This is a genomic window from Thermaerobacter subterraneus DSM 13965, from assembly GCF_000183545.2.
Lineage (GTDB): Bacteria > Bacillota > Sulfobacillia > Thermaerobacterales > Thermaerobacteraceae > Thermaerobacter > Thermaerobacter subterraneus.
Genome location: NZ_JH976535.1, coordinates 1,174,406 through 1,190,465, shown reverse-complemented (window position 1 = coordinate 1,190,465; position 16,060 = coordinate 1,174,406). Strand labels below are relative to the sequence as shown.

The following is a 16,060-nucleotide window of genomic DNA, read 5'->3' as shown; positions in this document are numbered from 1 at the left end:
CCTTGCGCATCCCGCTGTCCTTTCTCTCGTAGACCTTGCCTTGGTGTCACGCTGGTTCCGGCGCGATGGGCTCTTCAGCAATCCGATGCTCCTGTGCACGCCCCAAACCAAGGAAAACGGCCCGAAGTGCAGGCACCGCCAGAGCAGCAACTACGATGCCCACCAGGGGAGGCACTAGAATACCGGCACTGCTGCTCCACAGGGCGGCCGCCGTCCCAAGCAGATAGGCCAGAACGGCGTCCCAGCGAACTGCCCGAAATTGAACGCAGTCAAGCCTCGGAAGTTGCTGCCTCCACACGAAGAAGTAGTCTCCTATAATCGTCCCACCCAACGGTGGAATCAGCACACCCAGTGCAACTAGCCATGGGATCAGGGCCTGATCGATGCCTAGAACGGCCAACAGCGTGCCGGTGGCCACCCCGGCCACAACGAAAGGCTTCTTATTCGGTATATTGAAGAATTCGGCGCCCGCTACCCCAAACGCATATGCGGCGTTATCATTCGTCGTCCACAGATTGAGAATAAGGAAAATCACACCCCACACGATAAGTCCCATTTCATACAAAATGTTGACGAAGTCTCCCTGAGAGGCTGGGTAAGCCGTGCTTCCCACGGCACCAAAGAACAACATCGCGCCGTTCCCTAAAAGAAAGGCGATCAGCGCAGCCCAGAACGCAACACCAGCCGAACGGGCAAACCGCGTCCAGTTCGGCGCTTGAGTACCCCCACTGGCGAAGGTACCGACGATCACGGTAATCGCTGCAGCCAACGACATTGAGTTCTGAGGTTCCATGGCAAGCAGTCCGGTCCACCCTCCTACTTCGGCGACGGAGCGGAGAGTGACCCATGCTGCCATGATGAGCAAGAGGGGAACCGATACGGCACTAAGAAGCTCCATACCCTTGTAGCCGTAATAGGCTGTGATGCCCATGAGCACCCCTGCAAGAACCACCAGGATCTTTATGCCGATAACCGACCCCACACCCAAGGCCACCGCCAGCAGTGACCCCATGACGCCCGCCGTCACACCATACCAACCTACCTGGGTGCCTCCTAGAAGCAGATCCGCCCATTTCGCCCCATAGTGGCCGAGCGTATAGCGACTCATCAGCACCGTGGTGAGGCCGGTACGCGCCCCGATCGCACTGAGCACGCCAACATACCCTGCGAGAAGAAGGCTGCCAAAGATGATGATTTGCACGAGTTCTGCGAAGGGGAAGGCCGTGGCCAAGCGCGCTCCCGCGAGCATGGTTGGTGTAAAGAAGGTGAAGCCAAGGAGGATGATGCTTACCGACCATAGTCCTTGCCGTGCCGTTGCAGGAACGTGAGTGAGCGGGAAATCGGGGTCCACACGACCCTTGTTGCTTCGCCCGTCTTGCATCACACCCGTTCCACGGTTCATACCCACGCACCCCTCTCCCCAGTCAGGGATGATTGATCCGAATGCTACATCCGAAAGGTAACGTCTCGTACGTCGCCGCTCGCTTCGTATACGCGGCTCTGCGATGGTACCGTCTCGGCCACAACGCGTCCGCGGCGCAGTACATAGCGTGCCACCGCCTGGCGCCGTAAAGCATCGATCTCGTCGACGGCGTCAAGGATGACGAGATTGGCAGGATTACCAACCCCAATGCCGTACTCGTGCGCAATTCCTAGGCACCGAGCGGCATTGTCCGTGATGGTGTCGAATACCTTCTTCATCTCCGTACGACCACTCATATGCGCTACATGCAACAGCAACCATGCAGCCTGTAGCATGTTTCCCATGCCAAGGGGGTACCACGGATCCATGATGGAATCATGACCTGTGGCCACGTTGACACCCATCTCGAGAAGTTCCTTAACACGAGTCAAACCACGTCGCTTCGGATAGGAATCGAATCGGCCCTGGAGGATGATGTTGTCTAGCGGATTGGTGATCACGTGGAGTTCGGCCTTCGCCATGAGACGCATCAATTTAAAGGCGTATGCGTCGTTATAGGATCCCATGGCTGTGGTATGGCTCGCCGTCACCCGCCCTTCCAAACCGTCCCGTATGGTCCGTGCAACCATTGTCTCAACAAAGCGCGAGTGTGGATCATCTGTTTCGTCACAATGAATATCGATAAGACGATCAAACTCAAGCGCCAGGTCAAAGGCGGCATGGACGCTGGCCACCCCGTCTTCGCGGGTATACTCGTAATGAGGAATCCCGCCGACCACGTCGGCACCCATGCGTAAGGCTTCCCTCATGAGGTCGAGACCGCCCGGATATGCAAGGATACCCTCTTGGGGGAACGCCACGATCTGAATCGCACAAAGGTGACGCACCCGTTCCTTCACTTGCAGCAGAGCCTTTAGGGCGGTAAGGTTCGGGTCGCACACGTCGACGTGGGTACGGATGAACCCGACGCCCTGGGCCACCTCCCAACGCACGGCCTCCGTGGCCCGGCGAATGATATCCTCTTCGGTCAACATGGCCTTGCGCTCGGCCCAGATGGCGATGCCCTCTAGTAACGTTCCGCTCTCGTTGAAGCGCGGCTGCCCGACGGTGAGCACAGCATCAAGATGCAGATGCGGATCGACCAATGGCGGTATCACCAGGCGGCCCGCAGCATCGATTTCCTTTCCCGCCGGGCCCTCGTACCGAGGTTCGATGGCTGCGATGATCCCGTCCCGGATGGCAATATCGACGAGATCGGAACGGTCCCGGAGCTTACAATGCTTGATGACGGTGTCCACTTTCCCCCGCCTCCCATTCCAGTTCCGCCGCAACACACAGCTTCAACACTGAAACCTCATTCCGAAATACGACACAGGGCGTGATTGTCTGGACGGTTACCGTATATTCGTCTGCACTACCTACGTAAAATCGGACCAAACATCGACATGGCTATTTGTGTTCTGTGCATAGGGCGGCTCCACCGGCAGCTCCTGCCACTCCGGCGTCACCACGGCAACGGCCCCCGTCGGCATCCAGGAACCCAGGTCCCGACAAGGCCGCCAGTCACCGCCCAGAACCGTGCCCTGGCGAACCAACGGCGGCGGGCCCCTACGGGGATTCGCCCCGCAACAGCCCGCCGCCGTTCGTCACCTGCCTTTCGGGGCAGAGGTGCCGCCCTACGGAGATTCAACCGGCCTCCTGCACCCGTACCCGCGCCTCCCGGATCCGCTCCGCTAGCCAGTTGGGGTCGATGGGCATGTGGTCGACCCGGATGCCGAAGGGCTTCAGAGCATCTTCAATGGCGTCGGCGAACAGGGCCGGCACGGGGATCACCCCCGCCTCCCCCGCGCCCTTGATGCCCAGGGGGTTCAAGGGCGAGGGCGTCTCGACGTGGGCCGTCTCGATGGGCGGGATCTCGGCCGCCGTGGGCAGGAGATAGTCCATGAAGGAGGCGTTGAGCAGCTGGCCGTGCTCGTCGTACACGAGCCGCTCGTAGAAGCAGCCGCCGATGCCCTGGGCGACGCCCCCGTGGATCTGCCCGTCCAGGACAAGGGGGTTGATCACCTTCCCGCAGTCGTGGACCACCACGTAACGCAGGAAGCGGGCCATGCCCGTTTCCGGATCGACCTCCACCAGCGCCGCGTGGCAACCGGCGGCAAAAGTACCCCGGGGTGGAGCGAAGTAGCCGGAGGCTTCCAGACCGGGCCCCTCCCACTCCTCCGGGATGGTCCCCCGCAGGGGGTTGGCGGCCCGGGCCACGTCCCCCAGGGCCACGGCCCGCTGGGGCGCCCCCTTGACCCGCACCTTCCCCTCCGCCAGCTCCAGGTCTTCCGGCCGGCATTCCAGAAGCCCAGCCGCCACCTGGAGGGCCTTCTCCCGAACCTTGACCGCCGCATTGTAACAGGCGTTCCCCGCCACCACCGCCCCACGGCTGGCGAAGGTCCCCGTGCCCCAGCCGAACAGGGCCGTATCGCCGGTCACCACGGTGACGTCCGACGGGTCGACCCCCAACTGGTCGGCCACGATCTGGGCAAAGGTGGTGGCGTGGCTCTGGCCCTGGGTGCCCACGCCCGTGGCCACGAAGACCTTGCCGCTGGGTTCCACCGTCACCCGGGCGCCCTCGTAGGGGCCGATCCCCGTCCCCTCCACGTAGAAGGCCACGCCCAGGCCCACGTAGCGGCCCTCGGCCTGGAACTGCCGCTTCCGGGCGGGCCACTGGTCGTACTCGATGAGCTCCAGGCACTTCTCCAGCACCGCGGGGTAGTTGCCGCTGTCGTAGACCAGGGGCGCGTTGTCCTGGTAGATCAGGCCCACATCGTAGGGGAACTCGTGGGGCTGGATGAAGTTCCGCCGCCGCACCTCGTTGGGATCGAGGCCCAGGTGCTCGGCGATGCGCTTGATCACCCGCTCCATGACGAAGACCCCGTGGGGCCGCCCCGCCCCGCGGTAGGGGCTGGTCTGGGTCTTGTTGGTGTACACCGCCTTGAACTCGGCCCGGTAGTGGGGGATCTTGTACGGCCCCGGCAGGGTGCACTCGGCCACGATGGGGATGATCAGGCCGTAGGCGGTGTAGGCGCCGCAGTCGTGGAGGAACACGGTCTGGAGGGCCAGGATGCGGCCCTGGTCGTCGAACCCCACCTCCACGTCGTGGATCTGCAGCCGCTCGTGGTTGGTGGCCACGAAGTGCTCCCGCCGGTCCTCGATCCACTTCACGGGCCGGCCCAGGCGCATGGCCGCCCAGGGGATCAGCACCTCTTCGGGGTAGAACATCATCACCTTGCAGCCGAAGCCGCCCCCCACGTCGGGGGCCACCACCCGCACCCGCTGCTGGGGCAGGCCCAGCATCTCCGCCAGCCCGTTGCGGATGGGGATGGGGGCCTGGGTGGAGTCCCACACCGTCAGGCTGCCTTCCTGGCGATCGAAGTGGGCCACCACCCCCCGGGTTTCCATGGGGGAGGCGGCCCCCCGCTCCAGGGAGAAGCGCGCCCGGATCACGTGGGGCGCCCGGCGGATGGCGGCGGCGAAGTCGCCGCGTTCCTGCACGTAGTGGGCGGCGATGTTGTCCCCCAGTTCCGGGTAGATCAGCGGGGCACCGGGCCGCGTGGCCTCCTCCAGGTCCACCACGGCCGGCAGGGGCTCGTATTCGACTTCGATCAGATCAAGGGCATCCTCGGCCAGGTACCGGCTCTCCGCCACCACCAGGGCCACCGGCTCCCCCACGTGGCGGACCACCCCCGGCGCCAGGGCGTACTGGGTCCGGGCCCGCAGGGTGGGATGAGGGATCAACAGGGGCAGGGGCCCGGCCAAAGGCCCCAGGTCCTGGTTCGTCCACACGGCATGGACGCCGGGCAGGGCCCAGGCCCGGGAGGTGTCGATGCGGAGGATCCGGGCGTGGGCGTGGGGGCTGCGCAGGACGGCCGCGTGCAGCATGCCCGGCAGGTGGACGTCATCGACGAACAGGCCCCGGCCGGTCAGCAGGCGGGGGTCCTCGTTGCGCGGAACCGGCAGGCCGAAGGAACGGGTGGTCATCTCAGGCGCCCTCCCCTCCCGCGGGCTGGTGCCGCGGCACCGCGGGCACCCCGGCCTCGGCCAGCAGGCGGGCCGCCCTCTTGACGGCCGCCACGATGTGCTGGTAGCCCGTGCACCGGCACAGGTTGCCCGACAAGGCCTCGCGGATGGCCGCCTCATCGGGGTCGGGGTCCGGGTGGTCGCGGAGGAACGCGGCCACCGTCAATAAAAATCCCGGCGTGCAGAACCCGCACTGCAGCCCGTGCGCCTCGCGGAACGCCTCCTGGACGGGGTGCAGCCTTTCGTCGGGGGAGGCCAGGCCCTCCACGGTGGTCAGGTGGGCGCCGTCGGCCTGGACGGCCAGCAGCAGGCACGACCGCACGGGTTCCCCGTCCCAGAGCACGGTGCAGGCACCGCAAACCCCGTGCTCGCAGCCCACGTGGGTGCCGGTCAGTTCCAGCTCGTGGCGGAGGAAGTCGGCCAGGAGCATGCGCACCGGCACCTGCCGCCGGTAGCGGATCCCGTTGACCCAGACAGTGATCTCCCTGCGGGGTTCGGCAGCCTCTAGGGCCCCGGGCGGCCGGGCCATGCCGGTCTCGGCCGCCGGCGAGCCGGGTTGCACCTCCCGGACGTCCCCTTCGCCCGCCGCCCGTTCGAGCCCATCACGGGCCTGCCCCGGCCGGCCCCCCGCGTCCGGCCGGGCTTCCGCCGGGCCCGCCGGCTGCCGCGCGGAGCCCGCCGCGTCCATCGCTTCGTGATGCGGCGCCGGTCCGCCGGTCCCGAAACCGTACCGTTCTGCCGTCACCGGCCCTCACCTCCGCCGCTCGCCGGCACCACGGCCCGCCGGGCCGCCTGGTCCAGGGCCCGGCGAGCCAGCACACCCGCCAGCTGGCGCCGGTAAGCGGAGCTGGCGTGCAGGTCCGAATCGGGTTCGACCTCGTCTTCCACCAGGGCGGCCGCCTCCTTCCAGGTGGCCTCCCCGGGTTCCCGGCCGGCCAGGTAGGCCTCGGCCCCGCGGGCCCGGCAGGGGACCGGCCCCACGCCCGCCAGGCCGAGCCGGGCCCGGGCGATCCGTCCCTGGGCGTCGAGTTCCACCACCGCCGCCACCGCAGCCAGGGCAAAGTCGCCGTGGCGGCGGGCTACCTCCACGAAGGCCCAACCGGCGCCCGGCGGCAGGAGGGGCAGCCCGGCGCCCACGACCAGCTCGGTGGGCTCCAGGGTGGTGGTGAAGTAGGTCAGGAAGAACTCGGCCGCCGGCACCTCCCGCTCACCTTGCGGCCCTCGGGCTCGCACCACGCCGTCCAGGGCCACCCAGACCGCGGGGATCTCGGCGGCCGGGTCGGCGTGGGCCAGGCTGCCGCACAGGGTGCCCCGCTGGCGGATGGCCGGATGGCCGACCCAGCCCATGGCCTCGGCCAGGAGGGGACAGTGGCGGCGCACCAGCTCCGACCGCTCCACCTGCCGGTGCCGAACCAGGGCGCCGGCCTCCAGCCGGCCGCCGGCCAGGGTCAGGGAGTCGAGTCCCGGGATGCGGTTGATGTCGATCAGCGCCGCGGGCCGGGCGAGGCGGAAATTCAGGAGGGGGATCAGCGACTGCCCCCCCGCCAGGACCTTGGCCTCCCCCCCGTACCGGCCCAGCAGCTCCACAGCTTCGTCCAGCGACCGGGGGTCGTGATAAGCGAACCGCGGCGGCTTCATGGCACGTCCCTCTTTCTCCCGCCCATGGCCGGGCGCGTTCTCGGCCCTTCAGGGTACCGGTGGGTTCGTCCCTCCGGGCGATCGACCCTTTGGTGGGTTTTCCTAAAGACCATCAAGGCGGGTTGGCGATTTTTTACGAGGGTACGGGCACCTACGGCAGGAAACCGCCGGGGGGCGGGCCAAAGACCCTCTTGGTGCGGGAAGCCCGCTCAAGGGGGGCAAGCCGGTTCGTACGAGGCAAGACGCCTGGGGGAGGGATGGGGATGACGGGGTGTGCCGGCGGCGGCCCGGCTCCCGGCGGGGCCGCCGACGCCGTGACCCTGGCCGAGGTGCTGCGCCTGGAGCCGCTGCGCGAGATCAGGGTGCTGGCCGGGAACGGATCGCTGCACCGGCCGGTGCGCCTGGTGAACGTCATCGAGGTGCCCGACATCGTCGACTGGGTGCTGGAAGGCGAGCTTCTTCTGACCACCGGTTTCACCTTCCGGGACGACCCGGGCCACCTGGCGGCGCTCGTTCCCGGCCTCGCAGCCAAAGGAGCGGCGGGCCTGGGCATCAAGCCCCGCCGCTACATGGCCGAGGTCCCGGGTGAAGCCATCCGCCAGGCCGAGGAGTGCGGTCTTCCCCTGCTGGAGATCCCCTACCATCTCTCCTTTTCCGAGGTCATCGGCCCGGTGATGCAGGCCATCGCCCACCGCCAGGCCGCGGCCACCCTGGCCGCCGACGGCCTCCAGCGGGAACTGCTCGACCTGGTCCTGCGGGGGGCGAGCCTGGACGACCTGTGTGCCGTGGTGGCCCGCCACCTGGCCCGCCCGGTGTGGATCGAGGACGCCGCAGGAGCCCTGGTGAGCCAGGCCGTGCCGGGGCTGCCGGGCCCGCCACCGGCCCTGCAGGAAGGCGGTACCCCAGCGACCGTCACCCCGGACCCCGCGGCCGGACTTCAGCGCGGCCCGGCCTGGCGGGTCCCCGTCGCCTCCGGTGACCGGTTCTTCGGGACCCTGTGCGCGGCCTCACCCGGCCGCCCTCCCCTGGCCGTGGAAGCCGGCCTGCTGGAGAGGGGGGCCGCCATTCTGGCGCTGCAGTGGGGCAAGCAGGCGGCGGTGGTGGAAGTCCAGCGCCGCTTCCGGACGGAGTTCCTGGACCGGCTGCTGTCGGGTGATCTGCCCCACCCGGCGGAACTGGCGGAGCGGTGCCGCGCCCTGGGCTGGGACCTGAACCGCCCCCACACCGTGGTGGTCTTCGGCCCCCTGGCACCCTCCGGCCCCGGACCGGCGGCCGGTCGGCAGGACGCGGCCGCCGGGCAGCCGGCCCGTGGGAGCGCCGGTTCCTCGCCCCGGGACGAACCCGGCCCCGACCGGGAGCTGCAGCCCCTGCTGCGGGCGGCGGAGATGGTGCTCTCCATGGAGGGCGGCGAGCCGGTGGCCGGCATCCGCGACGGCCTGGTGGTGGCCCTGATCCCGGGCGACCCGGCGGGTCCGGCCGGGCGTCACCGCATCCTGACGGTGGCCAAGGCGGTGCTGCGTTCCTATGCCTCCAGCACCGGTACAGCCCGGGGGTCGCGCGGCCCGCTGCCTTCTGGCCATGGCCCCGCGGCCGGCATCCCTCCTGCCACCAGCGCAGCGCCCGGACCCGACGGGCGGCGGCCGGTCCGGGACGGCGGGCCGGCAGGAGCGCTCGGCGGGGGATCGCCCGCCAGTTGGGGGGACGGGACGGCGGTGGCCGCCGCAGGTGTAGGGCGGGTGGCGCCCGGCCCCGCTGCCCTGGCCCGCAGCTACCGGGAGGCCCGCACCGCCCTTCAGGCAGTCCGGGCCACGGCCGCCCACCGGGACACCAGGGCCGAAGGAACCGGCATCACCGGCCGGGCCGGCATCACAGGGCAGGCCGGCATCACCGGCCGCCCTGCCGCCGGCGTCCCAGGACGCTCCTCCCGCCGCGCCCCAGCCGGCCTCCCGGGCGGCTCCCCCGGGCGCGGCAGCGGGCGAACCCCCGAGCCCGTCCAGTTCTTTGCCGAACTGGGCATCCTGCGCCTGCTGCACCACCAGCCCCGGGAGGAACTGGCCGGCTTCGTGGCCGACTACCTGGGCGCCCTGCTGGCCTACGACCGCCGCCACGACGGCAAGCTGCTGGAGACCCTGGAGGCCTACTTCCGTTACGGCGGCAACATGAAGCGGATGGCGCAGGCCCTCTACACCCACTACAACACCGTGGCCTACCGGCTGGGCCGGATCCGGCAGATCACCGGTCTCGACCTGAAGGACCCCGACCAGCTGTTGAGCCTGCAGGTGGCCCTTCGCGCCCTGCCGCTGCTGGATGGCGGGCCGGCATGGGAAGGGCCCCCCCGGGAACCGCGCGACGCCGCAGCCGGCGGCCCGGGTCCCGGCCGGCCCTCCCTGGGACGGAGCGGCCAGGAAGGTCCGTGAGCCGGCGGGCCCCTTGGGTCACCGCGGCGCTTCGGGCCGGTGACCGTTGCCCTCGGCCGGGCCGGTGGAGCAGGGCGAATCCGGGGAGAGCGCGGGGCGCAGCGGGCGGGCCGGCCGGTCGAAGCGCGGCGCCCTCTTCTCGAGAAAGGCCCGCACGCCCTCGCGGAAGTCGTCCTCGTCGATGTAATAGGGCACCGGCTCACCGGCCGGATCGGGCGGCGGAGCGGGCTGGGACAACAGCACCGAGCGCTTGGCGGCCCGGATGGACGACGGCGAGAGGCGGGCCATGTTCTCCGCCAGCCGGCGTGCGAAGGGATCGACCTCTTCGTGGGGCACCACGTGGGTCACCAGGCCCACCGCCCGGGCCTCAGCGGCGTTCAGCAGGCGGCCGGTGAAGAGGAGGTCCTTCGCCTGGTTGGGCCCCATGAGGGCCACCAGCCGCCGGGTGAATTCGGGGCTGAGCATGATGCCCAGCCGGGCGACCGGCATCCCTACCTGGGCCCGCTCCGAGGCCACCTGGAGGTCGCAGGCACAGGCCAGCTCGAAGGCCGAGCCCAGGGCGTAGCCGCCGATGGCCGCGATCACCGGATACGGCAGGCGCTCCACCTTGCTGATGGTCTGCTCCATGGTCAAGAAGCAGCGGCGCACCTCGTCGATGGTCATGGTGGAGAACTCCTTCAAGTCCGACCCGGCGGAAAGGGCCCGCCCGCCCTCACCCCGCAGGATCACCACCCGCAGGTCGCTGTACCGGCGGGCTTCCTCCGCCAGCCGGTCCAGGATGCCCCCCAGGTCGCGCCACATGGCGAAACTGATGGCGTTGTGCTGCTCGGGACGGTCGATGGTGATGGTCACCACGGCACCGTCCTCGTCGACCCGCAAAAACCCCAAGTCCTCGCCCCCTTCCACGGCCCCGGCGTCCCGCCGCAGCGCCGCGCCGGTCCGGCCGGCGCCGCATCCATGTTCACTCCCGGCGCTTTCATCCTCGGCGCCGGCCGTCCAGCGCCCGGTGTCCGGCGAGACTTCCCAAAGGGTTCCACCAGGGACCCCGCAGACCCTTGTGAACTCTTGACAACTCTGGCGGCACCCCCTTCGGGCGGCCCGGTCCTGGCAGGATCGGGCAGGCCGGACCCCGAATGGCCGCCCCAGGATGACGCGGGGGCGGGTACCGGCCCGCCCCCACCGGGGGGAGAGCGTCATGGACGGCATGCCTTCCGAGGCCGCCCCGGTCCCGCTGCCGGGACTCAACCCGCTGGTGCGGCGGCGGGTCGAAGAGGGCCTGGCGGACTGGGAGGGATTCTGGGCCCGCGAAGCCCGCAAGCTGCCCTGGTTCCGCCCGTGGGACCGGGTCTTCCAGCCCGAGCCGCCTTCCTTCCGCTGGTTCGTCGGGGGCCTGACCAACCTGGCCCACAACGCCCTGGACGTCCACCTGGAACGGGACTGGGGCGGCCACGCGGCCCTCATCGCCCTGAACGAGCGGGGCGAGCGGCGGGTGTACACCTATGCCCAGCTCTGGCACCAGGTCCGGCAGGTGGCGGCCGCCCTGCGGGGACTGGGCGTGCAGCGCGGCGACCGGGTGGCCCTCTACATGCCCACCATCCCTGAAGCCATCTGCACCATGCTGGCCTGCGCCCGCATCGGCGCCATCCACATGGTGGTGTTCGCCGGCTTCGGCAGCGCCGCCCTGGCCCAGCGCATGCAGCTGGCCGGGGCCCGGGTGCTGGTCACGGCCGACGTCACCTGGCGCAAGGGCCGGGAAGTCGACCTCTGGGGGCTGGTCCTGGACGCCCTGGCCACGCCGGGCTGCCCGGTGGAGCGGGTGGTGGTCCTGCCCCGCAGCGGCCGCCGCCTCGCCCTGACCCCGGGCCGCGACATGACCTGGGACCAGTTCCTCTCCCTGGCCGCCGACGGCTCGCCCGAGGTGGAGTGGATGGAGGCCAACGAGCCCGCCTTCATCCTCGCCACGTCGGGCACCACGGCCCAGCCCAAGCTGGTGGTCCACAGCCAGGGAGCCTACCAGGTGGGGGTCTACAACGCCGCCACCATGGGCTTCGGGCTCCGGCCGGGAGACATCTGGTGGTCGACCTCGGACATCGGCTGGATCGTGGGCCACGGGCTCGTAGCTGCTTACCGTTCCATCGTCACCTCTTATCAGCCGTAGGCGAATCTTTCGCAGCACTGTGCCCCCACCTCCGACATCCCCCCACTTTCGGCTGGCGGACGGAACACATGTTTGGTACCCTGGGGAAAGGAGGATGATCGGGCCGATGCAGGCGACCTTTCAGACAAAGATTCAAGACCCGTCTGTTTATCCCGTGCTGGACGCCATCGCCGCCCTGTACGGTCGCCTGCTGCGCCGGTTGTTTGTCGATGTCTATGTGCGGAAGCGTTCCCTTGTCGAATGCAAGCGGGAATACATTGCCCGCTACGGCATCACAGCCCGCCACTTCAACGCGCTGGCCACCGAACTCCAGGCCAAGGTGAAGGCGGCGGAGGAAAGTCTTCGGCACCATCAGGCCAACCTGCGCGGCCAGATTCAAGCCACGGAACGAGCGATTGCCAAGCTCCACAAGCAGGAGAAAGCTTTGGCAGCGGGGAAGGGGCGCTGGGCTGCCCTTTCGCCCGAAGATCGGGCGGAGCGCCGGCGCCGGATCCGCTTTCGGCTGCACCAGAAGAAGCGACGGCTGGCGATGCTTCGCGCCCGCCTTGAAACGGCAAAAGCCCGGACGGGATTGCCGCCGATTTGCTTTGGCTCACGGCGTTTGTTTCACCGGCAGTTCCACCTTGCAGAGAACGGCTTGGCTTCCCACGACGAATGGCGCAAGGCATGGCGCGATGCCCGAAGCCAAGGCTTCTTCTGCATCGGCTCCAAAGACGAGATGAGCGGCAACCAAACGTGCTCGCTCTTTGGCGACAGCTTGCGCCTTCGGGTGCCCAACGCCCTGGCCGGCCGCTTTGGGCGGCATGTTTGGCTACACGGCATCCGCTTCCCCCATGGACAGGATGTCATCCTGGCGGCCCTTGCGTCCGGGCAAGCCATCAGCTATCGGTTCGTCCGGCAAAACGGCGCGTGGTATGTCTTCGCCACCACCGAACGGCCCGCGGCTCCGATCACCACCTCGCGGAGGGCTGGCGCCCTTGGCGCGGATCTGAATCCCGACCGGCTGGCCGTGGCGGAGGTCGACCGCTTCGGCAACCCCGTGGCGGCTCGCGACATCCGGTTTCAGATTCAAGGCAAACGCCGGGAGGCAGGTGAAGGCCATCCTGGGCGAGGTGGTGGCGGACCTGGTGGCATGGGCAAAGGGCGCCGGCAAGCCCATCGTCGTTGAGCGGCTGGATTTTCGGGAGAAGAAGGCTCGTCTTCGAGAAGAGGGCGATCGGTACGCCCGGATGCTGTCCGCCTTTGCCTACGGCGCGTTCATGACCCTGCTGCTCTCCCGGGCCGCCCGGGAAGGCGTGGAAGTGATCCGGGTCAACCCGGCCTTCACCAGCGTGATTGGCAAGGTCAAGTTTATGGCCCGGTACGGACTGTCGCCCCACGCCGCCGCGGCGGTGGCGATTGCCCGCCGGGGCCTTGGTTTGGGCGAGCGCTTGCGCTCCGGAACCGCCCGCCCTCTACCCGCGAGGAATCGAGGGCGGCACGTCTGGAGCGATTGGCGGCGCATCGCCCCGTCGGTGCGCGGCAAGCGGGCGCACCGGCTTTACGAGCGGTCCTCCGAGGACGCCCCAGGTCGGGGGGAACCCCGATCCACCCGGGCACCGGCGGCTTCCGCGCCGCACGGCCCCGGGTGGGATGGTCTGGCTTGGGGGCCGGGGTGCGATCCCCCGGCGCGAATCGTCGGGAGCGCCGTTCGCCCGGCGTCATAGGTGGATGCAATAAACGCCTATGTTTTGAGGAGCGGTACATCGTCTACGCGCCGCTGCTGGTGGGGTGCACGACCATCGCCTACGAGGGCGCCCTGGACTACCCCGGACCCGAGACCTTCTACCGGATCCTGGAGGAGAACCGGGTGACGGGAATCTTCACCGCGCCCACCGCCGTGCGGATGCTGATGGCCTACGGCACCGAACCGGCCTGCCGGTTCGACCTGCGTTCGGTGGAGCGGGTGTTCTGCGCGGGAGAGGTGCTCAACCCGCCGGCCTGGGATTGGTTGCAGAACCAGGTCTTCGGCGGGCGGGTGCCCGTCATCGACCACTGGTGGCAGACGGAAACGGGGGCGCCGGTGATCGGCAATCCCTACGGCATCGGCCTGCTGCCCATCAAGCCGGGCTCGGCCGGCATCGCCCTGCCGGGGCGCCAGGTGGAGGTGCGGACGCCGGAAGGGGCACCCTGCGCCCCTGGCGAGAAGGGCGTGCTGGTCATCACCCGGCCCTTCCCCGGCCTGACGGCCGAGCTGTGGGGCGATCCCGAGCGGTACGCCTCCGATTACTGGGGCAGCATCCCCGGCGTGTATTTCACCGGCGATGCGGCCGCCATGGACGAGGACGGCTACGTCTGGTTCAGCGGGCGCAGCGACGAGCTCATCAAGATCGCCGGCCACCGCATCGGCACCATCGAGGTGGAGACGGCCTTCCTGCGCCACCCGGCCGTGGCCGAAGCGGGGGTGACGGCCCGCCCGGACCCGGTGCGGGGCGAGGTGATCGTCGCCTTCATCGTCCTCAAGAGGGGCTACGAGCCGTCCGCCGCCCTGCGGGACGAGCTCATCGCCACCGTCCGGCACCACCTGGGCCCCGTGGCCGTCATCGGCGACCTCCACTTCGTGCCCCTGCTGCCCAAGACCCGCAGCGGCAAGATCATGCGGCGGGTCCTGAAGGCGGTGGTGCTGGACCGCGACCCCGGCGACATCTCGACCATCGAGGATGAAGGGGCGGTGGAGCAGGCCCGCCAGGCGTGGCAGGCCATGCGGGCCAGCCTGGAGTCGGACGCGGCCGGGAGTTGACGGGACGAACCGGCCCTTCCGGCCGTGGCACGGGGGTGGCACCGGCCCGGGGAAGGCCCGAAGCCTCCGGGCCCGGGGCCGGGCCAATGCCCCTTGGGGCGCCGGTTCCGGGGTGCTCCGGGCGAGGCCTCGCGGAGCTGCGGGCCGAGCCGGGCGCGTCACCGGGCGGCGGGGGCTCCGGCTCCGCCCGCCGCCCGGCCTGCCGGCGCCGGGCCGCTGGTGCTCCGGGGACGCCGGGCGCCGCCTCCCGCTCCCAGGGCACCCAGGCCGAACACCGCCGCCGCGAGCACGCCCAGGGCGGCCATGGCCGGCCAGAGGAGCCCCGGGCCCCCGGAGCCCAGCAGCACCCCGCCCACCAGCGGCCCCAGGGTCCAGCCCATGCCGAAAAGCAGGCTGGCCGCCGCCTGGTACCGGCCGCCCTGACCGGGTGGCGCCATGGCGGCCACGCCCGCCTGCAGCAGCGGGGTGAACATGATCTCCCCCACGGTCAACACCGCAAAGGCCGCCAGGAACGGCCCCACCGGCTTGGCCACCAGGATCAGCAGGGCCGCCACCGCATAGAGCAAGGCCGCCACGACCCGCCGCGGCCGCGGGCTGTACCGCTGCAGCCAGCGGGTGGCAGGGTACTGCAGCAGGGCGATCATGGTGCCGTTGAGGGTCCACAGCCAGCCGTACCAGTCCACGGGGCCGAAGCGCCGGTTCAGGTCCAGGGGCAGGTTCGACCCCATCTGGCTGTAGATCAGGTTCATCATCAAAGCGCCGGCCGCCAGCTGCCAGAAGGCCGTGTGCGAAAGGGGCGGGAAGAACGCCAGGAACCCTTGCAGTGCCCGGCGCAAGGCGGCCCCGGGACCGCCGCCGGCAGGACGCGGCCGGGCTCCGCCTCCTGCCGTCCCCTCGCGCAGCGCCGGGACCCAGCGGGCCACGATGACGGAAAAGGCAAGGAAAGACAGCCCATCCATCAGAAAGATCAGCCGGATGTCCCGGTTCACCACGTAGCCGCCCAGCACCGGCCCGATGGCGATCCCCGCGTTGGACAGCAGGTTCATGATGCTGTAGGCCTCCTCCCGGCGCCGCGGCGGGACCAGCAGTCCCGCACCGTGCAGCAGGGCCGGGAAGGACCCCCAGACCATGGCCCTCATCAGTGCGTAGCAGAAGGCGAAGGCCCAGGGCCCGGGCGCCCAGCCGGCCAGCATCACCGCCACGCCGGCCCCTGCCAGCCCCGCCACCACCACCGGCTTGAAGCCGAACCGGTCGGCCAGCCAGCCCGCCGGCATGCGGGCGGCCAGGGAAAACAGCCCGGCCGTGCTCATGATCAACCCCACCTGCTCCGGGGGAAGGCCGTGGACCCGCTGGAGGAACACGGCGATGAAGGGGAAGAAGAAGCCGTCGCCCAGGGCGCTGATGAACCGCCCCGCGGCCAGGGCCCAGAAGGCCGGGGTCATCCTTCGCTCCGTCTCCTCTCCGCCGGCCGGCGGCGGCCGCGCCGGCAGTCTACGACTGATGGTAGCCCAGCCGCCCCACCGGACCAATGGGAAGGTCCATCCAGGCAGGAAGGCCCACCCAGCCGGCCGGCGCCC

General features: G+C 69.6%; 12 protein-coding genes. 5 read left to right on the top strand and 7 right to left on the bottom strand.

Going from position 1 to position 16,060, the window contains the following annotated elements; translation table 11 throughout:
• Nucleotides 1–46: 46 nt before the first annotated feature.
• From codB to THESUDRAFT_RS04920, 5 genes are all read right to left on the bottom strand, one after another.
• Nucleotides 47–1,402 (bottom strand): cytosine permease, encoded by a 1,356-nt coding sequence (gene codB / locus THESUDRAFT_RS04940; RefSeq protein WP_006903642.1) that lies wholly within the window; start codon nt 1,400–1,402, stop codon nt 47–49.
• Between the two features lie 44 nt (nt 1,403–1,446).
• Nucleotides 1,447–2,721 (bottom strand): cytosine deaminase, encoded by a 1,275-nt coding sequence (gene codA, locus THESUDRAFT_RS04935; RefSeq protein ID WP_006903641.1) that lies wholly within the window; start codon nt 2,719–2,721, stop codon nt 1,447–1,449.
• 388 nt (nt 2,722–3,109) lie between these two features.
• Nucleotides 3,110–5,452, bottom strand: coding sequence for a xanthine dehydrogenase family protein molybdopterin-binding subunit (locus THESUDRAFT_RS04930; protein ID WP_006903640.1), 2,343 nt, complete (start codon nt 5,450–5,452; stop codon nt 3,110–3,112).
• A 1-nt stretch (nt 5,453) separates the two neighbouring features.
• Nucleotides 5,454–6,236 (bottom strand): (2Fe-2S)-binding protein, encoded by a 783-nt coding sequence (locus THESUDRAFT_RS04925; RefSeq protein ID WP_006903639.1) that lies wholly within the window; start codon nt 6,234–6,236, stop codon nt 5,454–5,456.
• Entirely contained in the window at nt 6,233–7,129 is an 897-nt protein-coding gene (locus THESUDRAFT_RS04920; RefSeq protein WP_006903638.1) for an FAD binding domain-containing protein, read from the bottom strand. Before THESUDRAFT_RS04920 ends, THESUDRAFT_RS04925 begins: the two co-directional genes overlap by 4 nt.
• Nucleotides 7,130–7,392: 263 nt before the next feature.
• Here THESUDRAFT_RS04920 and THESUDRAFT_RS04915 point away from each other — a divergent pair, with 263 nt between their 5' ends.
• Nucleotides 7,393–9,546, top strand: coding sequence for a PucR family transcriptional regulator (locus THESUDRAFT_RS04915; protein WP_006903637.1), 2,154 nt, complete (start codon nt 7,393–7,395; stop codon nt 9,544–9,546).
• An 18-nt stretch (nt 9,547–9,564) separates the two neighbouring features.
• Here the strand turns inward: THESUDRAFT_RS04915 and THESUDRAFT_RS04910 are convergent, their stop codons facing one another.
• A complete protein-coding gene (locus THESUDRAFT_RS04910) occupies nt 9,565–10,434 on the bottom strand; it encodes an enoyl-CoA hydratase/isomerase family protein (RefSeq protein ID WP_006903636.1) in 870 nt (289 codons plus the stop codon).
• A gap of 307 nt (nt 10,435–10,741) precedes the next feature.
• On the opposite strand from THESUDRAFT_RS04910, the gene THESUDRAFT_RS04905 reads away from it, so the two are divergent.
• The 4 genes from THESUDRAFT_RS04905 to THESUDRAFT_RS04895 all read left to right on the top strand — a co-directional run bounded on the left by THESUDRAFT_RS04905 (nt 10,742) and on the right by THESUDRAFT_RS04895 (nt 14,483).
• A complete protein-coding gene (locus THESUDRAFT_RS04905; RefSeq protein ID WP_242823247.1) occupies nt 10,742–11,704 on the top strand; it encodes an AMP-binding protein in 963 nt (320 codons plus the stop codon).
• 94 nt (nt 11,705–11,798) lie between these two features.
• Complete coding sequence (locus tag THESUDRAFT_RS14290; protein ID WP_242823246.1) at nt 11,799–12,872, top strand: hypothetical protein; 1,074 nt, start codon at nt 11,799–11,801, stop codon at nt 12,870–12,872.
• Nucleotides 12,832–13,410, top strand: a complete 579-nt coding sequence (locus tag THESUDRAFT_RS14285; RefSeq protein WP_242823245.1) for an IS200/IS605 family accessory protein TnpB-related protein — start codon at nt 12,832–12,834, stop codon at nt 13,408–13,410. The genes THESUDRAFT_RS14290 and THESUDRAFT_RS14285 overlap by 41 nt, the downstream gene beginning before the upstream one ends.
• Entirely contained in the window at nt 13,347–14,483 is a 1,137-nt protein-coding gene (locus tag THESUDRAFT_RS04895; RefSeq protein ID WP_242823244.1) for an acetate--CoA ligase, read from the top strand. The genes THESUDRAFT_RS14285 and THESUDRAFT_RS04895 overlap by 64 nt, the downstream gene beginning before the upstream one ends.
• Before the next feature lie 158 nt (nt 14,484–14,641).
• Here the strand turns inward: THESUDRAFT_RS04895 and THESUDRAFT_RS04890 are convergent, their stop codons facing one another.
• Nucleotides 14,642–15,925 carry an MFS transporter gene (locus THESUDRAFT_RS04890; RefSeq protein WP_006903635.1) on the bottom strand — a complete coding sequence of 428 codons (1,284 nt, stop codon included), beginning with the start codon at nt 15,923–15,925 and terminating at the stop codon, nt 14,642–14,644.
• Nucleotides 15,926–16,060: the final 135 nt, after the last annotated feature.

Bases quoted from the DNA above. Each gene is read 5' to 3' on its own strand.
- THESUDRAFT_RS04890 (WP_006903635.1), bottom strand. From the start codon at position 15,925: ATGACCCCGGCCTTCTGGGCCCTGGCCGCGGGGCGGTTCATCAGCGCC.
- codB (WP_006903642.1), bottom strand. From the start codon at position 1,402: ATGAACCGTGGAACGGGTGTGATGCAAGACGGGCGAAGCAACAAGGGT.
- THESUDRAFT_RS04930 (WP_006903640.1), bottom strand. From the start codon at position 5,452: ATGACCACCCGTTCCTTCGGCCTGCCGGTTCCGCGCAACGAGGACCCC.
- THESUDRAFT_RS04915 (WP_006903637.1), top strand. From the start codon at position 7,393: ATGACGGGGTGTGCCGGCGGCGGCCCGGCTCCCGGCGGGGCCGCCGAC.
- THESUDRAFT_RS04920 (WP_006903638.1), bottom strand. From the start codon at position 7,129: ATGAAGCCGCCGCGGTTCGCTTATCACGACCCCCGGTCGCTGGACGAA.
- THESUDRAFT_RS04905 (WP_242823247.1), top strand. From the start codon at position 10,742: ATGGACGGCATGCCTTCCGAGGCCGCCCCGGTCCCGCTGCCGGGACTC.
- THESUDRAFT_RS14290 (WP_242823246.1), top strand. From the start codon at position 11,799: ATGATCGGGCCGATGCAGGCGACCTTTCAGACAAAGATTCAAGACCCG.